Source organism: Devosia riboflavina, from assembly GCF_000743575.1.
GTDB lineage: Bacteria > Pseudomonadota > Alphaproteobacteria > Rhizobiales > Devosiaceae > Devosia > Devosia riboflavina.
The window spans coordinates 262999-279562 of record NZ_JQGC01000007.1 but is presented as its reverse complement, the minus strand read 5'-3'; the positions used below and the strand labels follow the sequence as shown (position 1 = coordinate 279562).

The following is a 16564-nucleotide window of genomic DNA, read 5'->3' as shown; positions in this document are numbered from 1 at the left end:
ATTACACGCTCGCCTTTCCGAAGTTGAAGCTTGCATCGCCCACGAGGCGCCTGCGCAGCCAGCCCGAAAGCTGGTCGATGGCAATGATGGTCACGAGGAGAAGAATGATGATCGCATAGGTCTGCGCCGCATAGTCGCGCCCGATCGAGAGACGGAACACCTCGCCGATGCCGCCACCGCCCACCGCGCCGATAATGGTGGAGGCACGCACATTGATCTCGGTGCGCAAGAGGCCATAGGACACGAAATTAGGCATCACCTGCGGCACGATGGCGTAGCGCACGCGCTCCAGCCAGCTCGCACCCACCGATTTCAGCCCTTCATCGGGCTTCATGTCTGCATTCTCCACGACCTCGAAGAACAGCTTTCCGAGCGCCCCGATCGTATGCAGCGACACCGCCGCAATGGCCGCTATCGGCCCGATCGAGAGAACGGCCGTAAGAAGGCCCGCGATAACGATTTCGGGGAAAGCGCGCATCACTTCCATGATGCGGCGCACGATCCAGCGCACCGGTCCCGCGCCAACGAGGTTCGTGGCAGCGAAGAAGCACAGGCAGAAGGCAAAGACCCCCCCCGAGGATCGTCGAGACGATGGCGATGTTTACCGTGACGATGAGCTGGTAGATGAAATTGGGAATATAGAACGTGTCGGTCAGGTAGATATTGCTCGAGGTATAATCATACTTCGCCGAGCCATCGAAATAGGGCGACTCCAGCCCGAACATGGCGCGGAAGATCTCAAAGGGATCGCGCGGCACGAAGTTCTTGATGAAGTCGAACATGAAGGGGAGACGTTCGAAGAACTTCCCCGAATTGGCGGAATTGGCATAGGCCATGGCGGCGCCAAGGGCGACGATAACGCCCACGACGACGATGACGGTATAGAACCGCCGCACCGTCACCTGGCTGCGATAGTGGCGCAGGATCGTTTCGCCCGCGGGCGAAAGTCCGCCAGAACCATGGGTGGTGTCGGCCATGCCTTACCCCTTAAGCAATCCCGGCGTCATTTCCGGACGTCACGCAAAAAAAGGTGGCGGCGCGCTGAGGCACCACCACCGGTTTGGCGAATTAACCGCCGATCACCGACTTACGAGCGTCGATGATGGTCTGGTACATCTGCTGGTCGGCGTCGACGAAGTTGGTGTAGCCGCCGGCGGTGAATGCGTCGAAGCATTCGAAGTCAGTTTCCGGCAGGGCCTTGAAGAAGGCGGTGACCTTGTCCTTGAGCTCGGCCGGGATCTTGTTCGAAACCATCAGCGGGCCGTTCGGGATGATCGGCGACTGCCAGACTTCCACGAGGTCGTCCATGTCCAGGAGACCCTTGTCGACCATGATGCGCAGGTTGCCGGAAGTGTAGCCTTCCGAGAATTCGCCCTGGCCCGAACCGAAGGTGGTGCCGACATCCCAGGTGCCGTCGAGAACGCCGAGCACGAGGTTTTCGTGGCCGCCGCCAAAGCCGGTTTCGCTGTAGAATTCAGCGATCGGCGCGCCGAGATCGGCCGGCAGGGCAACGTTCGGGATCAGGTAGCCCGAGGTGGAGTCCGGATCGGCAAAGCCGAGCTTCTTGCCCTTGGTCGAGGCGAGATCGGTGATACCCGAGTCAGAACGGGCAACCATGATCGTGTGGTAGCCGGTCGAACCGTCTTCCTGCTGGGTGGTCAGAACCGGGTCAACGGCTTCCGGATCCTGCAGGTAGATGGCGGCATAGGACGAAGCGCCCATGATGGCGATGTCGATGGTGCCACCGAGCAGGCCCTGGATGATGCCGTTATAGTCGGGCGAGGGGAAGAACTGGACTTCGGAAACGCCGGTCGCGGCCTTCAGCGGCTCGGCGACGCATTCCGAACGACGAAGCTGATCGGCTTCGTTTTCGCCGCCATCGAGGCCGATACGGAGGACGCTGACGTCCTGGGCGAAAGCAGCAGTCGACATCGAGAGGGCCACGGAGGCCAGGAGCAGTTTACGGATCGCGGACACGGGAAGTCTCCTTTGGTGACGCGGGATAGGTCTTCGGCCTCCAAGGACCGATGACTTAGGGAGCCTGCTGCGCGTTGGTGGGCGTGCGCGGCAGGAATTGCACGGGTGCGATCGAGGTCGAGGTCATGGCTTCCGAGAAAGCCTCCTTCAAACCATCGGCGCCATAAATGGTGCGAGCGACGTCGGTCGTCAGCTCGTCGGGCGTACCGTCGAAAACCACCTTGCCCTGGCTCATGCCCACGATGCGCTCGCAATAGGCGCGCGCCGTGTCGAGCGTATGCAGGTTCGTGATGACGGTGATGCCCTCGGCATTGATGTCACGGAGGCTGTCCATGACGATCTGCGCATTGCGCGGATCAAGGCTGGCGATCGGTTCGTCCGCCAGGATCATCTTCGGGTTCTGCATCAGGGCGCGGGCAATCGCCACGCGCTGCTGCTGGCCACCCGAAAGCGTCTGCGCCCACTGCGTCGCCGTCTGGGCGATATCGAGGCGCTCAAGCGCCTTCAGCGCTTCATACTGTTCTTCCGGAGTAAAGACCTGCAGCAGGTTGAGCACCGGATTGCGGCCATTGAGCCGGCCGAGCATCACATTGGTGATGACATCGAGCCGCGGCACGAGGTTGAACTGCTGGAAGATCATGGCGCAGTCGCGCTGCCAGGCCCGCAGCGCCTTGCCGCGCAGTTCCGACGTCTTCACGCCGTCATATTCGATATAGCCCGTCGACACGTCATTGAGACGGTTGATCATGCGCAGCAGCGTCGACTTGCCGGCGCCGGAGCGGCCGATAATGCCGACCATCTGGCCCTGCGGAATTTCGAGCGTCACATCATCGACGGCGACCTTGTCACCGAAACGTCGCGTAACGTGCGAAATCTTGAGCATGCTTGGCGCCCCGTCCTTGAGATGGGGGACACCTAAGGGGCATGCGTAACGTCAGCATAACGGTTGGGTGACGGTTCTATGACTATCCACCTGGACCAAAATCGCACCAAACCAGCAAATCCGGGCCGTACCGCCCCTCCGGCAATCTCCTAACGAAGCGTCACAAACGAAAATCCCCGCTCGCGCGGGGATCCTGTCATCAAGCATTCACTCGTACTTATCGAGAAAAGCCTCGATCCCGAGCTTCCGGAAATCCGGCAGTGCCTCATGCAATTGCTCGTGGCTCCAGTCCCACCACTTCAGTGCATCGAGCCTCGATGCAATTGGATCAGAAAACCGCTGCTTGATTGTCTTGGCCGGTACACCCACGGCAATGGCAAAATCCGCCACATCCTTGGTCACCACCGCATTGGAGCCAATGATCGCGCCATTGCCGATCTTCACGCCCGGCATGATCACCGCACCATGCCCGATCCAGGTATCGTGCCCAATGCTGATCGGCGTGCTCTCGCGCCATTCGAAGAACGAGGCATCATCCTCCTCGCCCTCGAAATACTGCGCCGAACGATAGGTGAAGTGATGCAGCGAAGCCCGCTCCATCGGATGCATCGACGCATAAATCCGCACATTTGCTGCGATATTGGAAAACTTGCCGATCGTCGAATAAGCGATCTGCGTGCCGCTGACACAGTAGGAATAGTCGCCCATGGTCGAATAGGCGACATGGCAGAAGGCGCCGACCTCGGTGTATTTCCCCAGTGTCGACTGGCTCACCTTGGCCGTCTCGTGCACCGACGGCGTTTCACTCAACTTCTTCATGCTGCCACCTTCGGCGCAAAGCCGGTCACGTCGACGATCCGGTCAGCCACTTCCGCCCGCACCTCTTCGTCATGGAAAATCCCGAGCATGGCGACACCCTCGCGCTTCTTCTGCGCGATCATGCCCACGACCACGGCTCGATTGGCCGCATCAAGCGACGCCGTCGGTTCGTCCAGCAGCAAAACCGGGTGATGCGTGATAAAACCGCGCGCAATATTCACGCGCTGCTGCTCGCCACCCGAAAACGTCGCCGGCGGCAGACTCCACAGCCGCTCCGGCAGGTTGAGCCGGCTCAGCATTTCGCCTGCGCGCTTTTGCGCCTCGTCCTTGTCGGTCCCACGAACCACCAGCGGCTCCGCCACCACATCGAGCGCCGAAACACGCGGCACCGCGCGCAAAAACTGGCTGACATAACCAATGGCATCGCGGCGCAGGGTAAGAACCGTCCGCGGATCGGCACTGGCGAGATCGACTTGCCGCTCATCATGGGCAATGAGAACCTCCCCGCTATCGACGCCATAGTTCCCATAGACCATTTTCAGGATAGACGACTTGCCGGCGCCCGACGGCCCGCCCAAGACGACGCATTCACCGGCATTGATGTCGAACGTGACATTCTCCACTACCGGCAGGCTGATCCCGCCACGCAGGTGCATGGTGAAGGTCTTTGCGAGATTTCTTACGGATAGAGCGGTCATCATCAAACCTGCAAAATCGAACTGACAAGCAACTGCGTATAGGGCTCGCGCGGATCGTCGAGCACCCGGTCGGTCAGCCCCGCCTCGATCACATGGCCGTCCTTCATCACCATCATCCGGTGCGAGAGGAGACGCGCGACGGCCAGGTCATGGGTCACGACAATGGCCGAAAGCCCCAGCTCGCCCACCAACTGCCGCAACAGATCGAGCAAGCGCGCCTGCACCGACACATCGAGCCCACCAGTCGGCTCGTCCATGAACACCAGCCGCGGCCCCGTCACGAGATTGCGGGCAATCTGCAAACGCTGCCGCATACCGCCCGAAAAACTGCGCGGCTGATCATCGATACGATCCGCCGCAATTTCCACGCGCCCGAGCCAATCGAGCGCCGTGTCGCGGATCTTCCCATAGTGCCGATCGCCCACCGCCATCAGCCGCTCGCCGACATTGGCGCCGGCCGAAACCGTCATGCGCAGCCCATCGGCCGGGTTCTGGTGCACAAAGCCCCAGTCCGTCCGCGTCAGAAAGCGCCGCTCGGCCTCGGAAAGCTCATAGATATTGCGCCAGCTTTCATCGCGCATCCGATAGAGCGCTTCGCCCGAAGTCGGTTCCAGATTGGCCGAAAGGGTATTGAGCAGCGTCGTCTTCCCCGAGCCACTCTCGCCGACGATGGCCAGCACTTCGCCCGGATAAAGCTCGAAATTGACATCGGCACAGCCAAGCCGCGAGCCGTAATATTTTGTCAGGTTTTTCACCCGCAGCAGCGGTTCGTCAGACATCAAAAATCTCCCGCGTCCACGGTGTCATTCCCGCGAAAGCGGGAACCTCTGTTTCCACTCCACAGATTCCAACCCCCGTCGTCATTGCCGGGCTTGTCCCGGCAATCCATGCGATACCGGGGCGCCCCTGGACCACCGGGACAAGCCCGGTGGTGACGACTACGGAGGGAACGTGGTCAGGTTGAAGAAACCCCCTCATTCCGCAGCCTCCTGCATCCCCAAAACCCCGACATGCCCCGCTTCCCGCCGCTCTTCGCAGTGGTCGGTGTCCGAGCACACATACATATGGCCGCCCCGGTCATCCAAAATGACCTCGTCGAGATAGACCTGCTCCGCACCACACAGCGCACAGGGGTGCTCAAAGTGCTGGATTTCAAACGGGTGATCTTCAAAATCGAGGCTCACCACATCGGTATGCGGCGGCACCGCATAAATCCGGTGCTCTCGCCCTGCCCCGAAAAGCTGCAGCGCTTCCGAACGATGCATCTTCGGATTGTCGAACTTCGGCGTCGGGCTCGGGTCCATCACATAGCGACCCTCGACCTTCACCGGATAGGCATAGGTCGTGGCAATGCGGCCGTGCCGCGCAATGTCCTCATAGAGCTTCACATGCATGAGCCCATATTCTTCGAGTGCATGCATTTTGCGCGTTTCGGTTTCGCGCGGCTCGAGGAAGCGCAGCGGCTCCGGGATCGGCACCTGATAGACAAGGATCTGCCCCGCCTCGAGCTTGCGCTCGGGAATGCGGTGGCGCGTCTGGATGATCGTCGCCTCGGCCGTGTGCGTCGTGGTCTGCACCTGCGCCACCTTGGCGAAGAAGGCGCGGATCGATACGGCATTGGTCGTATCATCCGCCCCCTGGTCGATGACTTTCAGCACATCGTCCGGCCCGATGATTGACGCCGTCACCTGCACGCCGCCCGTACCCCAACCATAGGGCATCGGCATTTCGCGCGACGAGAACGGCACCTGATAGCCGGGGATCGCCACGGCCTTCAGAATGGCCCGACGGATCATCCGCTTGGTCTGCTCGTCGAGATAGGCAAAGTTGTAGTTTGCGACGGCGTTCATTCCGTGGCCTCCTGCTGTTCAGCGCGCGCCTCGTGTTCGGCCCGCATGCGCCGGATCAGGTCCAGCTCCGCCTGGAAATCCACATAGTGGGGCAGTTTCAGGTGCTCGACGAACCCCGTCGCCTGCACGTTGTCCGAGTGCGAAATGACGAATTCCTCGTCCTGCGCTGGCGCCGTGATATCCTCGCCGAACTCCTTGGCCCGCAGCGCCCGATCGACCAGCGACATGGCCATGGCCTTGCGCTCCGCCTGCCCGAAAACCAGCCCATAGCCGCGCGTAAACTGCGGCGGGATCTTTGCCGAACCCTTGAACTGGTTGACCATCTGACACTCGGTCACGCGAACGCGCCCAAGGCTCACCGCAAAACCAAGCTCGGGAATATCGAACTCGACCTCAACCTCGCCAATGCGGATTTCGCCCACAAACGGATGCGTCCGCCCATAACCACGCTGCGTCGAATAGCCGAGCGCCAGCAGAAAGCCCTCGTCGCCACGCGCCAGCGCCTGCAACCGCAGATCGCGATCCAGCGGAAAATCCAGCGGCTCACGCGTCAGGTCGCCAACCTCATGGTCTTCGCCAGCCTCGCCATCTGGCTCGATCAGCCCCTGGCGGCCCAGCAGATCAGTCACGCGCGGCGCCTGTTCATCCTCAGCCTCGCGCACCGCCGGGACTTCGGCATCTTCGCCGACAATGCTGGGGTCCAGCAGGCGATGGGTATAATCAAACGTCGGCCCGAGCATCTGCCCGCCCGGCAAATCCTTGAACGTCGCCGAAATGCGCCGCTCGATCTTCATCGCCCCGGTATCGATCGGCTCCGAATAACCAAATCGCGGCAGCGTCGTGCGATAGGCCCGCACCAGGAAGATCGCCTCGATCAGATCGCCGCGCGCCTGCAAAAGCGCCAGCGCCGCCAGCTCCCGGTCATAAAGCGAACCCTCGCCCATGGCGCGGTCCACCGCGAGTCCCAACTGCTCGACAATCTGGTCCAGCCGCAGCGCCGGCACCGACCGGTCACCGCGCCGACGATCCGCCAGCAAGCGATGCGCATTGGCAATGGCGGCCTCGCCGCCCTTTACAGCTACGTACATCTCAGGCCTCCACAATCCGGCTCGAACGCGGCAGACCCATCACCTGGCCACCAGCCACCAGCAGCAGGTCCACGCCCCGCGGAAACAGCTCGCGGTTCTCACCCCACTGCGCGACAAAATCCGCCGGCAACCCGACCGGGCTGATCGCCTGCGTCTCGCGAATGCCCGGCCCACGCAGCACCAGCTCGGCACCACCGTCCAAAGCCGGCACTTCCACAACGATCGTCGTCGATCGGTCCGGATATTCCTGCGTACCGAGATTGCAGCGCGCCAATTCCGGCATCGCATCACCCAGCGCCACGAAAGCAAAATTGGCCTTGGCCGGATCGTCCACCACGCTCGCGCCGGTATGAAAACCGACAAAACCCTTCACCGCGTCCACGTCGAGTGCCGGCGACAACCAGATCGTCGTGTCGTGGTCGCTCAACGTTAGCAATGTGCTAGCCAATTCACGTCCAAGTGCCGCCGAACCGTCACTCGAACCAGCCAGCTTCTGCTGCGTCCCGGGGTTCGCCAGCGCGTCCAGAAAGGCCCGAAAAGCCGCCTGCGCGTCGACGACCGGATCGGCAAAACCAGCGCCAAAATCATGGGAAAGCATCAGTTATCCCCTCTCACCATGGTGAAGAAATCGACGCGCGTCGCCGCCGCCTCATCCGCCCGCAGCTCATCACGCTCAGCGCCAAGTGCTTCCAGCGGCGCAATAATTTCCGCATCGATCCGAGTGGCATCGCGCTGGCGCAGTGCGTCAATCACCGCGATGGCCTCAGCCTTGTCGAGGTCGCGGCCCAAACAATACCCGTGCCCCACTTCCCCGGTTACAATCCGCACACTGGCCCGGCTCACCGTCGCCTCGCCAAGATTAAACGGCGCCCCACCACCGCCGGCCCGCCCGCGCACCATGACCAATCCGGTCTCCGGTCCGCGCAGCCGCTGATAGTCCGGCTTGTCGCCAAAGGCGTCCCAGCGCTCGGCCAGCGCTTTGGACGGTGCCGATGCCAGAACATCCAGCGCCCGCTTTCTTGCGCGTTGCTCGGCAGAAATCTCTGTCGTCATGCTTGCCTCAATTTGTCTAATAAAATAGACAACTAAATCCACTAGTTCCGCTCTACGCTTCCCGTGTGAAAGTGCAATGACAAAATCGCAGTCAGCTTCAGGTGGCGTCGCGCTCTGGCGCCAGATCGCCGATGCCATCCGCCTCGACATCGTCGGCGGCAAGCTCGCCAATGGCGATCGCCTTCCCACCGAAGCTCTTCTGGCAGAACGCTTTTCCGCCAATCGTCACACTGTCCGTCGTGCTTTGGCAGTGCTTGCCGAAGAAGGCGTCGTCGCCGCTGAACAGGGCCGCGGCACTTTTGTAAAAAGTATCCGCCGCCTCAGTTACCCCATCGGCAAGCGCACGCGTTTCCGGGAAGGACTCAGGGGCCAAGCCGGCTCCCTGACCTCCGTCAGCATCTCGGACAAGATCGAAAACGCCACCGCCCGCGTCGCAGAGGCTCTTGGTCTCAAGCCCGGCACCAAGGTCGTCCGCACCGAAAGCATGTCCGTCGCCGATGGCGTGCCGATCTCGCGCTCGACCACCTGGCTACCCTATCGCCGCTTCCCCGATTTCGCGGCGCGGATCAAGGAAATGCAGTCGACCACAATGGTCTTCCAAAGCTATGAAATCGCAGACTATTCCCGCGCCTCGACCCGCATCTCCGCGCGCCACGCCGACTTCGAGGAAACCCGCTCCCTCAACCTCGCCCCCGGCGCAATCGTGCTGGTTTCGGAAGCCGTGGACATCGACCTGGAAGGCGAACCGCTCTCGTATGCTCTAACGCGCTTCCCGGCCGAAAGAATGGAATTGGTGGTGTGAGAACCCCCACCCTCATTCCCTCCCCACAAGGGGGAGGGAGGCGCTTGCCTCGGTGTCACGGTTCCTTCGTCTCCCTCCCCCTTGTGGGGAGGGATCAAGGGTGGGGGTACCGGCCAACACTAAAACAGGTAACTAATCCCCTGCCGGCAAACGCAAAAGATCCTTCAGCAGCGAAACAAACTGCTCGCCCGCCACGTCAAGCTGGCCCGAATTATCAATCCGCACCGTGCTCGCCGGCAGCCGAACGCCAACACTGCGATCCATCCGCCGCTGGATTTCCTCGGCACCTTCCCGACCACGCCCGGCAAGCCGCGTCGCAATCACCTGCGGGTCCGCCGTCACTTCCACGACAACCGCACTGGGATAGCGCGTCACCAGTTGCGGAATAACTGCGCGAGACAGATTGGCAATCACCACCCGCCCCTCATGCAGATCATCTTCCAGTTCCACCGGCAGCCCATAGCGCAGGCCATGCGCCGGCCAGCTCAGGGCAAAGCGCCCTTCCGTCTCGGCCGCCGCAAACTGGTCCACCGTCATGGTATCGTGGTCTTCGCTGCCGCCATCGGCCTCCCGCGTCACCACGCGGCGCACGATCACCACGTCGCCGGCCATGCGCTCGCGCGCATAGGCCATGACGCTGTCCTTGCCGGCCCCGCTGGAGCCGACCACGGCGACGAAAGTCCCGGTCATATCACCCGGCGCCCTTCGCGCCACACGGTCTGGACGATCGGAATGCCCTCTTCGATCCGCAGGTGCACGAGGTCGGCCCGCTTACCCACGGCGATCTCGCCGCGATCATCGAGACCCGCCGCGTCAGCCGGGCGCTTGGTCACAAAGCTGATCGCCTCCGGCAAACTTATCCCCGGCACTTCTTCGACAAGGCAGAATGCCGATTGCAGCATCGAGAAGGGAATGTAGTCGGACGACAGAATATCGAGCAGCCCAGCCGCCGCCAGATCACGCGCCGAAACATTGCCCGAATGCGACCCGCCGCGCACCACATTGGGTCCGCCCATCAGGATCGCCATGCCCGCGTCGCGCGAAGCCTTGGCTGCTTCCAGCGTGGTCGGGAATTCCGCAATACGAATACCAAGCTCCACGGCTTCATCCACATGCGCCGAGGTCGCATCGTCATGGCTCGCCAGCGCAATATTGCGCTCGGCGCTCAGCGCCGCCAGCGCTTTACGGTGCTTGTCCGAATAAGTATCTGATTCATAAGACCTTCTGGCGATGAACTCGGCCAGCGCCGCATCGCTCATCTTGAGCTTGCCCTGATAATAGACCTTGTAGGCATCCGGGCCTGCAAACTGCCGCTGCCCCGGCGCGTGGTCCATCAGCGAAGCCAACCGCACTAGCGGGTGGTCCATGATCTTCTCAAAACTGTCGAGACAATCCGGCGCCGAAACCTCGCAACGCAGGTGGATCAGGTGGTCCGCCCGCAGCCGTCCTGCAGTGACGCCGGCGGTGATCGCATCGGCCAAAATCCGCAGCTCATCCATGCCCATATCGGCATGCTCATCAATCCCCACGCGAATAGCGTCGAACACGGTCGTGATCCCGGACGCCGCGATCTGCGCGTCATGCGCCTGCACGGCGGCTACCGGATGCCAGCGCACTTTCGGCCGCGGCGCATAGTGTGTTTCCAGGTGATCGGTATGCAGCTCGACCAACCCCGGAATCAGGTAGTCGCCGTTGAGGTCCGTGCCGCGCTTGCTGGTCGTTCCGATGTCGGTAATCACACCATCGGTAATTTCCACCGCGCCTTCAAGCACTTGGTCAGCCAGCACAATACGGGCATTGGTCAGAACAGTCGCATCAAGGGCTTGCATGGTCGTTTCAGCACGTTCGAATGAGAAAGGTCGGTCCGATAGCCCCATAATGTGACAAGGCAACGACACGCCGGCACAGTCTCAGAGCGAACCGAGCCCGGCAAGATAGCGCGTCGCCGCTGCACCGGAGATTTCCCCCACCAGCGCCCGCGCCAGCGTATCGCCCACGGTGACGCCCAGCTTGAAGCCATGCCCCGAACAAGCGCTGACCACCCAGCCAGCCCCGCCGGTCTGTTCGACGACAAACCGCTCGTTCTCTGTCACGGTGTAATAGCAAACCTTGCGCTCGAGGATTTTATAGTCCCCAGCATCGCGAAACGCCCGGTTCAGCGCCGCAAGAACCGGCTGCACGTCAGCCTCGCTGGCGATGCGATCGTCGCTGCCATGCCCCCGCCGCGTAAACACATGGTCACCGATCTTGAGCCGCGTCCCCTCCCGCGGCGGCAAGACATAGTTGCCATAGTCGGCCCCCATATCGACCACCACAGGCGCCGCCGCCCAGGCCGCCGCATATTGCGCCGGCGGCTCAAGATAGAGCACCAACTGCCGCGACGGCACGGCCCGCCGCGCCTGCTCGGGCAGGAGGTCGCCGATCCACGCCCCCGCGGCAACGACGACGACATCGGCCCCGTGCACCTGCCCATCGACCGTGACCGTCCCCGCCTCGGGATCAATCGCAGTCACGCGGCTATGCGGCCTCAGGTCCGCACCATTCTCCTCCAGCCAGCGCGCCAAATCCTCGACGATCCGCCGGGCAAACAGCATCCCCGCACCCTCGGCCTCAAAGGCCGAATGCACCCCATCGAGATTGACGAACGGCAGCCGCGCCTCCAGCTCGGCAATGGAAACCGCCCGATGCCCAATCCCCAGCCCATCCAACTCCCGCGCCGTCGGTCCGTAGTAATCCTCGTCCGTCCGCGACACATAGACCGCCCCGGTCGGCAGATAGTGGCTCCGTCCCAGATCGCGCCAAAGCTGCTCGTACAGCGCAAAGGTCGGCACCATCAGCGCGCCATAGCCATCGAGCGCAGCATAGGTGTGTCGGGTAATGCGATGCTCATCGAAGGAGGACGAAACAGGATTGGGGATAGCGCCCTGGTCAAAAATCGTGACCTCGACCCCGCGCCGCCGCAGCGCCCAGGCCAGCGACAGCCCACCGATTCCAGCGCCGACGATCGATACTTTCATTCCATCTCCTTGCCATACGCGGTCCGGCTAGACTCAGCGCACGTTCGTTTGCTCGCACATTTGCCGAAAGAAGCACATTCTTTCTCGCCGCGTCCCGGCGACAGAATCCGGCCAGCGCCAGCCCTCTCGCGAGGGAAAAAGCCTTGCCATTATGGGCTTGATTGGCCAACACACCATTTATCTATCAATTTTGTAGACTTAACATAGGGCTCTGTTTTCCGCGAGGAGCCTTCCATGTCCTATCGCCTCAGCCTGCTCGACAAGAGCCCGATCGCAAAAGGCGAATCCGCCACCACCGCCCTGCGTCGCACCATCGCTTTCGCGCAGCGCGCCGAGGTTTTGGGCTATGAGCGCTTTTGGGTCGCGGAACACCACAACACCCCCGAACTCGCCAGCTCCTCCCCCGAAATCCTGATCGCCGCACTGGCTTCGGCAACCAAAACCATCCGCGTCGGCTCCGGCGGCGTCATGCTGCAGCACTACAGCCCCTACAGGATCGCGGAAAACTTCAACCTCCTCGAAAACCTCGCCCCCGGCCGCATCGATGTCGGCATCGGCAAGGCCCCCGGCGGCCTTCCTCTCTCCACCCGCGCCCTGCAAGCCGGTCGCAGCGCCGAAAACCGGCCCGATTTCGCCGCCCAGTTGCGCGAACTCGACGCCTATCTCGGTGCCGGCAAGGACACCCGCACCGAAGGCCTCGCCGCGACGCCCGCCACTACGGCGGAAAGCGAAAAATTCCTCCTCGGCGCCTCCGTCGAAAGCGCCACCCTCGCCGCCGAACTCGGCTGGCACTTCGTCTTCGCCCGGCACCTCAATGGCGATGACGTCGCCCTCGCCTCCGCCATCTCCACCTATCGCGATCTCGCCCACCGCACGCCCATCGTGGCGCTGGCGGCCATCGTCTCAGCCGATGGCGACAAGGCTCGCGAAACCGCCGAAGCCTTCACACCCTATCGCGTCACCATTCCCGGCGGCCAGAGCGTTACCGTGGGCAGCGAGGCGCAGGCCGCCGAATATGCTCGGCAAGCCGGCGTCACCGACTACACGGTCGAAAAGCGCAAGGCCAATGTCCTCGCCGGCACCGGCCACGACATCATTGCCGCCACAGACGCGCTCGCCCGCCAATACGGCGTGGATGAATTCATCCTCGACCTCGCCAATCCCGGCAACAGCCGCCTCGATGCGATCGAGCTGATCGCGTCAGCGCAGACGAAGTCTGTCGCGTCTGCCCGCCCGGCAACACCCACCGCCCTTTCCGCCTAACCCTGGAGACCTCAAGATGACCCAGAACCGCATCCCCTTCGGCCTGATGCTGCACGGCCCCGGCGGACACATGAACGCCTGGAAGCACCCGAGCGGCCCCGCCGATGCCTCGGTCAATTTCCAGTTCCTGCTCGACCAGACTCTCAAGGCCGAAGCCGCGGGCATTGCTTTCGCCTTCGTCGCCGATGGCCTTTACATCAACGAGCAGTCGATCCCGCATTTCCTCAACCGTTTTGAGCCGATCGCCCTGCTGTCAGCCCTTGCCGCGACCACCAGCAAGATCGGCTTGGTCGGCACGCTCTCCACTTCCTACAGCGACCCCTTCACGGTTGCCCGCCAGTTCGGCTCCATCGACCTCCTCAGCAATGGCCGCGCCGGCTGGAATGCCGTCACCTCTCCGCTCGAAGGCTCCGCCCGCAACTACGGCCGCGCCCAGCACCCCGACCATGCCTTGCGCTACGAAATTGCCGCCGAGCACATCGATATCGTCAAGGGCCTCTGGGATTCCTGGGATGACGATGCCTTCACCCGGAACCGCACAACCGGCCAATTTGCCGATTTCGAAAAGCTCCATCGCCTCAACTTCAAGGGCAAATTCCACTCAGCCGAAGGCCCGCTCAATATTCAGCGCTCACCTCAGGGCCAGACCGTGCTGTTCCAGGCCGGCGGCTCCCCGGCCGGCATCGAACTCGCCGGTCGCCATGCCGATGCAGTATTTGCCAATTCCACCAATATCGAGGAAAATCGCACCCTCACCCAAAAGCTCAAGCAGAGCGCCGTCGCCCATGGACGCGGTGCCGATGCGATCAAGGTACTGCCCGGCATCGGCGTCATCGTCGGCTCGACCGAAGAAGAGGTCGAGCGCAAATACCAGGAGATCGCCGGGCTCGTGAACGTCAAGGAAGCGCTACACTATCTCGGCCGCTTCTTCGATCACCACGATTTCAGCCAATACGATCTCGATGCGCCCTTCCCCGAACTGGGCGATATCGGCCGCAACAATTTCCAGTCCGGCACCGACCGCATCAAGTTGCGCGCCAAGGAGCGCGGCCAGACTCTTCGCGATGTCGCCCTAGAACAGACGACGCCACGCAGCGATTTCCAGGGCACACCCGAACAGATCGCCGACAAGATCATTGAATGGGTCGATGCCGGCGCCGCCGACGGCTTCGTCCTCGGCTTCCCCGTTTCCGCCCAGGGTTGGAAGGATTTCGACGAGCACGTCCTGCCCATTCTTGAAAAGCGCGGTCGCCACAGCCGCGAACAGATTGGCTCGACGCTGCGCGATCACCTCGGCCTGCCTTTCCGCGAAAGCCGCTATGCGCTGCCGCAAGAAAAGGCCGCCGGCTGATGGGTTTTGCGGCACCCATAAAGCCCGAAACGGCGGAGGATTTTACCCTCCTCCGCCGCTTCCTCCATACGCGCCCCGAGCTCGCCTATGCCGAGCACGAGACCAGCGCCCTCGTCGCCAACTATCTCCGCGATTGGGGTTTTGAGGTCGAAACCGGCATTGGCGGAACGGGTGTTGTCGGGTCGCTCACGGTCGGCCCCGGCTCAAAAACCATCGGCATCCGCGCCGATATGGACGCCCTCCCCATCGAGGAAGTCACCGGCCTTGATTATGCCAGCCAGAATCCGGGCAAGATGCACGCCTGCGGCCACGATGGTCACACGACCATCCTCCTCGCCACCGCGCAAAAGCTGGCAGCTACCCGCAATTTCTCCGGCACGGTCCGGTTGATCTTCCAGCCCGCCGAAGAAATCGGCGGCGGCGCGCGCACCATGATCAATGACGGCCTCTTCGAGCGCTTTCCGGTCGATGCCGTCTTCGGCCTTCACAATTGGCCCGGCATTCCCGCCGGCCAGTTCGCCTTCCTGGAAGGCCCGGCCATGGCCTCGGTCGACATGGCCATCATCCGCATTCAGGGCAAGGGCGGGCATGGGGCCAAACCGCATCTTGCCATCGACCCCGTGGTCGTCGCATCCAGCCTCGTCCTCGCGCTGCAAACCATTGTTTCGCGAAATGTCGATCCGCTGCAGGCCGCCGTCGTCACCGTCGGCTCCATCCATGGCGGCAGTCTGCCCAATGTCATCCCGGACAGCGTCGAACTGCAACTGACCGTCCGCTCCTTCGACGAAACCGTGCGCCAAGCCATCCGCGAGCGCATCACCGCCCTCGTCCACGCCCACGTCGCCTCTTATGGTGCCACGGCCGACCTGCGTTACCCGACCGGCTACCCCGTCCTCGTCAACGATGCGACGCAGACGGACTTCGCCCGCGAAACGGCAAAACGCCACTTCGGCGCGGCCCGTCTGGACCCGACCCTGCGCCCCATCACCGCCAGCGAAGATTTCGCCTTCATGCTCGAAAAGCGCCCGGGCAGCTATCTCTTCCTCGGCAATGGCGACAGCGCCGACCTCCATAGCCCCCGCTACGATTTCAACGACGCCATCATCCCCGACGCCGCCCGCTATTGGGTGCACCTCGTCGAGGATTTCCTCTCCGGCAACACCTTTGCTGAGGCCACGCCATGACCGACCGTTTTCTCTACACGCTCCCGACCGACCCCGTCGCTCTGCCGCTCGTCGAACAGCTCACCGACGAATACCAGACCCGCTACGGCAACTATTTCGAAGAAGGCGGCGCCGTTCAGGAAATGAACCGCTACCCCGCCGAGCGCTTCGCCGCCCCCGATGGCGCCTTCGTCCTGCTCCTCCGCAACGACCGCCCGATCGCCGGCGGCGCCTTCATGCGCTATGACGAGACCACCGCCGAGTTCAAGCGCGTCTGGACCGATAGGGATCACCGCCGTCAGGGCCTCGCCAAGCGCGTGCTGGTCGAGCTCGAAGAACAGGCCATCCGCCAAGGCTATGAGCGCGTCTACCTCACCACCGGCTTCCGCCAGCCAGAAGCTCGTGGCCTCTATCTCACCACCGGCTATTCCGCGCTCTTCGACCTCGAAGCCAAACCCGAAGACATCCAGATCCTGGCTTTCGAGAAGGCCCTGACCGCTTCGGCCGGCGTTCTCGCCGCCCGGAATGGCGATGCGCAAGTGGCGCTGACGCAAGGCAAATAGTTCCTGCGCCCCGTCAAAGTGAGAATGCCTGACACTT

At 62.5% G+C, this 16564-nt stretch carries 17 protein-coding genes and 1 pseudogene; 5 read left to right on the top strand and 13 right to left on the bottom strand.

Translation table 11 applies throughout. The annotated features are described in order from the left end of the window. Nucleotide 1: 1 nt before the first annotated feature. The 10 genes and pseudogenes from phnE to phnG all read right to left on the bottom strand — a co-directional run bounded on the left by phnE (nucleotide 2) and on the right by phnG (nucleotide 8368). Nucleotides 2-977 (bottom strand): annotated as a pseudogene (phnE, locus tag JP75_RS10500) (phosphonate ABC transporter, permease protein PhnE). Nucleotides 978-1068: 91 nt separating this feature from the next. Further along, nucleotides 1069-1977: a phosphonate ABC transporter substrate-binding protein gene (gene phnD, locus JP75_RS10495; RefSeq protein ID WP_035082442.1), complete on the bottom strand. Its 909-nt coding sequence runs from the start codon at nucleotides 1975-1977 to the stop codon at nucleotides 1069-1071. Nucleotides 1978-2032: 55 nt separating this feature from the next. Next, entirely contained in the window at nucleotides 2033-2860 is an 828-nt protein-coding gene (phnC, locus tag JP75_RS10490) for a phosphonate ABC transporter ATP-binding protein (RefSeq protein ID WP_051960579.1), read from the bottom strand. A 207-nt stretch (nucleotides 2861-3067) separates the two neighbouring features. Further along, on the bottom strand, nucleotides 3068-3679 hold the full coding sequence (locus JP75_RS10485; protein ID WP_035082441.1) for a DapH/DapD/GlmU-related protein: 612 nt from the start codon (nucleotides 3677-3679) through the stop codon (nucleotides 3068-3070). Continuing rightward, nucleotides 3676-4380 (bottom strand): phosphonate C-P lyase system protein PhnL, encoded by a 705-nt coding sequence (gene phnL, locus JP75_RS10480; protein ID WP_035082439.1) that lies wholly within the window; start codon nucleotides 4378-4380, stop codon nucleotides 3676-3678. Before phnL ends, JP75_RS10485 begins: the two co-directional genes overlap by 4 nt. Then, a complete protein-coding gene (gene phnK, locus JP75_RS10475) occupies nucleotides 4380-5156 on the bottom strand; it encodes a phosphonate C-P lyase system protein PhnK (RefSeq protein WP_035082437.1) in 777 nt (258 codons plus the stop codon). Before phnK ends, phnL begins: the two co-directional genes overlap by 1 nt. A gap of 195 nt (nucleotides 5157-5351) precedes the next feature. After that, nucleotides 5352-6227 carry an alpha-D-ribose 1-methylphosphonate 5-phosphate C-P-lyase PhnJ gene (locus JP75_RS10465; RefSeq protein ID WP_035082433.1) on the bottom strand — a complete coding sequence of 292 codons (876 nt, stop codon included), beginning with the start codon at nucleotides 6225-6227 and terminating at the stop codon, nucleotides 5352-5354. Then, nucleotides 6224-7315, bottom strand: coding sequence for a carbon-phosphorus lyase complex subunit (locus JP75_RS10460; RefSeq protein WP_035082432.1), 1092 nt, complete (start codon nucleotides 7313-7315; stop codon nucleotides 6224-6226). The genes JP75_RS10465 and JP75_RS10460 overlap by 4 nt, the downstream gene beginning before the upstream one ends. A 1-nt stretch (nucleotide 7316) precedes the next feature. Continuing rightward, the gene (gene phnH / locus JP75_RS10455; protein ID WP_035082431.1) at nucleotides 7317-7913 is read right to left on the bottom strand and encodes a phosphonate C-P lyase system protein PhnH; all 597 of its coding nucleotides are present in this window, start codon (nucleotides 7911-7913) and stop codon (nucleotides 7317-7319) included. Continuing rightward, nucleotides 7913-8368 carry a phosphonate C-P lyase system protein PhnG gene (gene phnG / locus JP75_RS10450; RefSeq protein WP_035082430.1) on the bottom strand — a complete coding sequence of 152 codons (456 nt, stop codon included), beginning with the start codon at nucleotides 8366-8368 and terminating at the stop codon, nucleotides 7913-7915. The genes phnH and phnG overlap by 1 nt, the downstream gene beginning before the upstream one ends. Nucleotides 8369-8444: 76 nt before the next feature. Between phnG and phnF the strand changes: the two genes are divergently transcribed. Then, nucleotides 8445-9170, top strand: a complete 726-nt coding sequence (gene phnF / locus JP75_RS10445) for a phosphonate metabolism transcriptional regulator PhnF (RefSeq protein WP_035082429.1) — start codon at nucleotides 8445-8447, stop codon at nucleotides 9168-9170. 132 nt (nucleotides 9171-9302) lie between these two features. Here the strand turns inward: phnF and phnN are convergent, their stop codons facing one another. From phnN to JP75_RS10430, 3 genes are all read right to left on the bottom strand, one after another. Further along, nucleotides 9303-9860 (bottom strand): phosphonate metabolism protein/1,5-bisphosphokinase (PRPP-forming) PhnN, encoded by a 558-nt coding sequence (gene phnN, locus JP75_RS10440; protein ID WP_051960578.1) that lies wholly within the window; start codon nucleotides 9858-9860, stop codon nucleotides 9303-9305. Continuing rightward, complete coding sequence (locus JP75_RS10435; RefSeq protein WP_035082428.1) at nucleotides 9857-10999, bottom strand: alpha-D-ribose 1-methylphosphonate 5-triphosphate diphosphatase; 1143 nt, start codon at nucleotides 10997-10999, stop codon at nucleotides 9857-9859. Before JP75_RS10435 ends, phnN begins: the two co-directional genes overlap by 4 nt. Nucleotides 11000-11080: 81 nt before the next feature. Then, entirely contained in the window at nucleotides 11081-12187 is a 1107-nt protein-coding gene (locus tag JP75_RS10430) for an NAD(P)/FAD-dependent oxidoreductase (protein ID WP_035082427.1), read from the bottom strand. Nucleotides 12188-12421: 234 nt separating this feature from the next. On the opposite strand from JP75_RS10430, the gene JP75_RS10425 reads away from it, so the two are divergent. The 4 genes from JP75_RS10425 to JP75_RS10410 are packed head-to-tail and all read left to right on the top strand — an operon-like array spanning nucleotide 12422 to nucleotide 16527. After that, nucleotides 12422-13450, top strand: a complete 1029-nt coding sequence (locus tag JP75_RS10425; RefSeq protein ID WP_035082426.1) for an MsnO8 family LLM class oxidoreductase — start codon at nucleotides 12422-12424, stop codon at nucleotides 13448-13450. A 16-nt stretch (nucleotides 13451-13466) separates the two neighbouring features. Next, on the top strand, nucleotides 13467-14801 hold the full coding sequence (locus tag JP75_RS10420; protein ID WP_035082425.1) for an LLM class flavin-dependent oxidoreductase: 1335 nt from the start codon (nucleotides 13467-13469) through the stop codon (nucleotides 14799-14801). Then, nucleotides 14801-15985, top strand: a complete 1185-nt coding sequence (locus tag JP75_RS10415) for a M20 aminoacylase family protein (RefSeq protein WP_035082424.1) — start codon at nucleotides 14801-14803, stop codon at nucleotides 15983-15985. The genes JP75_RS10420 and JP75_RS10415 overlap by 1 nt, the downstream gene beginning before the upstream one ends. Next, the gene (locus tag JP75_RS10410; RefSeq protein WP_051960577.1) at nucleotides 15982-16527 is read left to right on the top strand and encodes a GNAT family N-acetyltransferase; all 546 of its coding nucleotides are present in this window, start codon (nucleotides 15982-15984) and stop codon (nucleotides 16525-16527) included. Before JP75_RS10415 ends, JP75_RS10410 begins: the two co-directional genes overlap by 4 nt. Nucleotides 16528-16564: the final 37 nt, after the last annotated feature.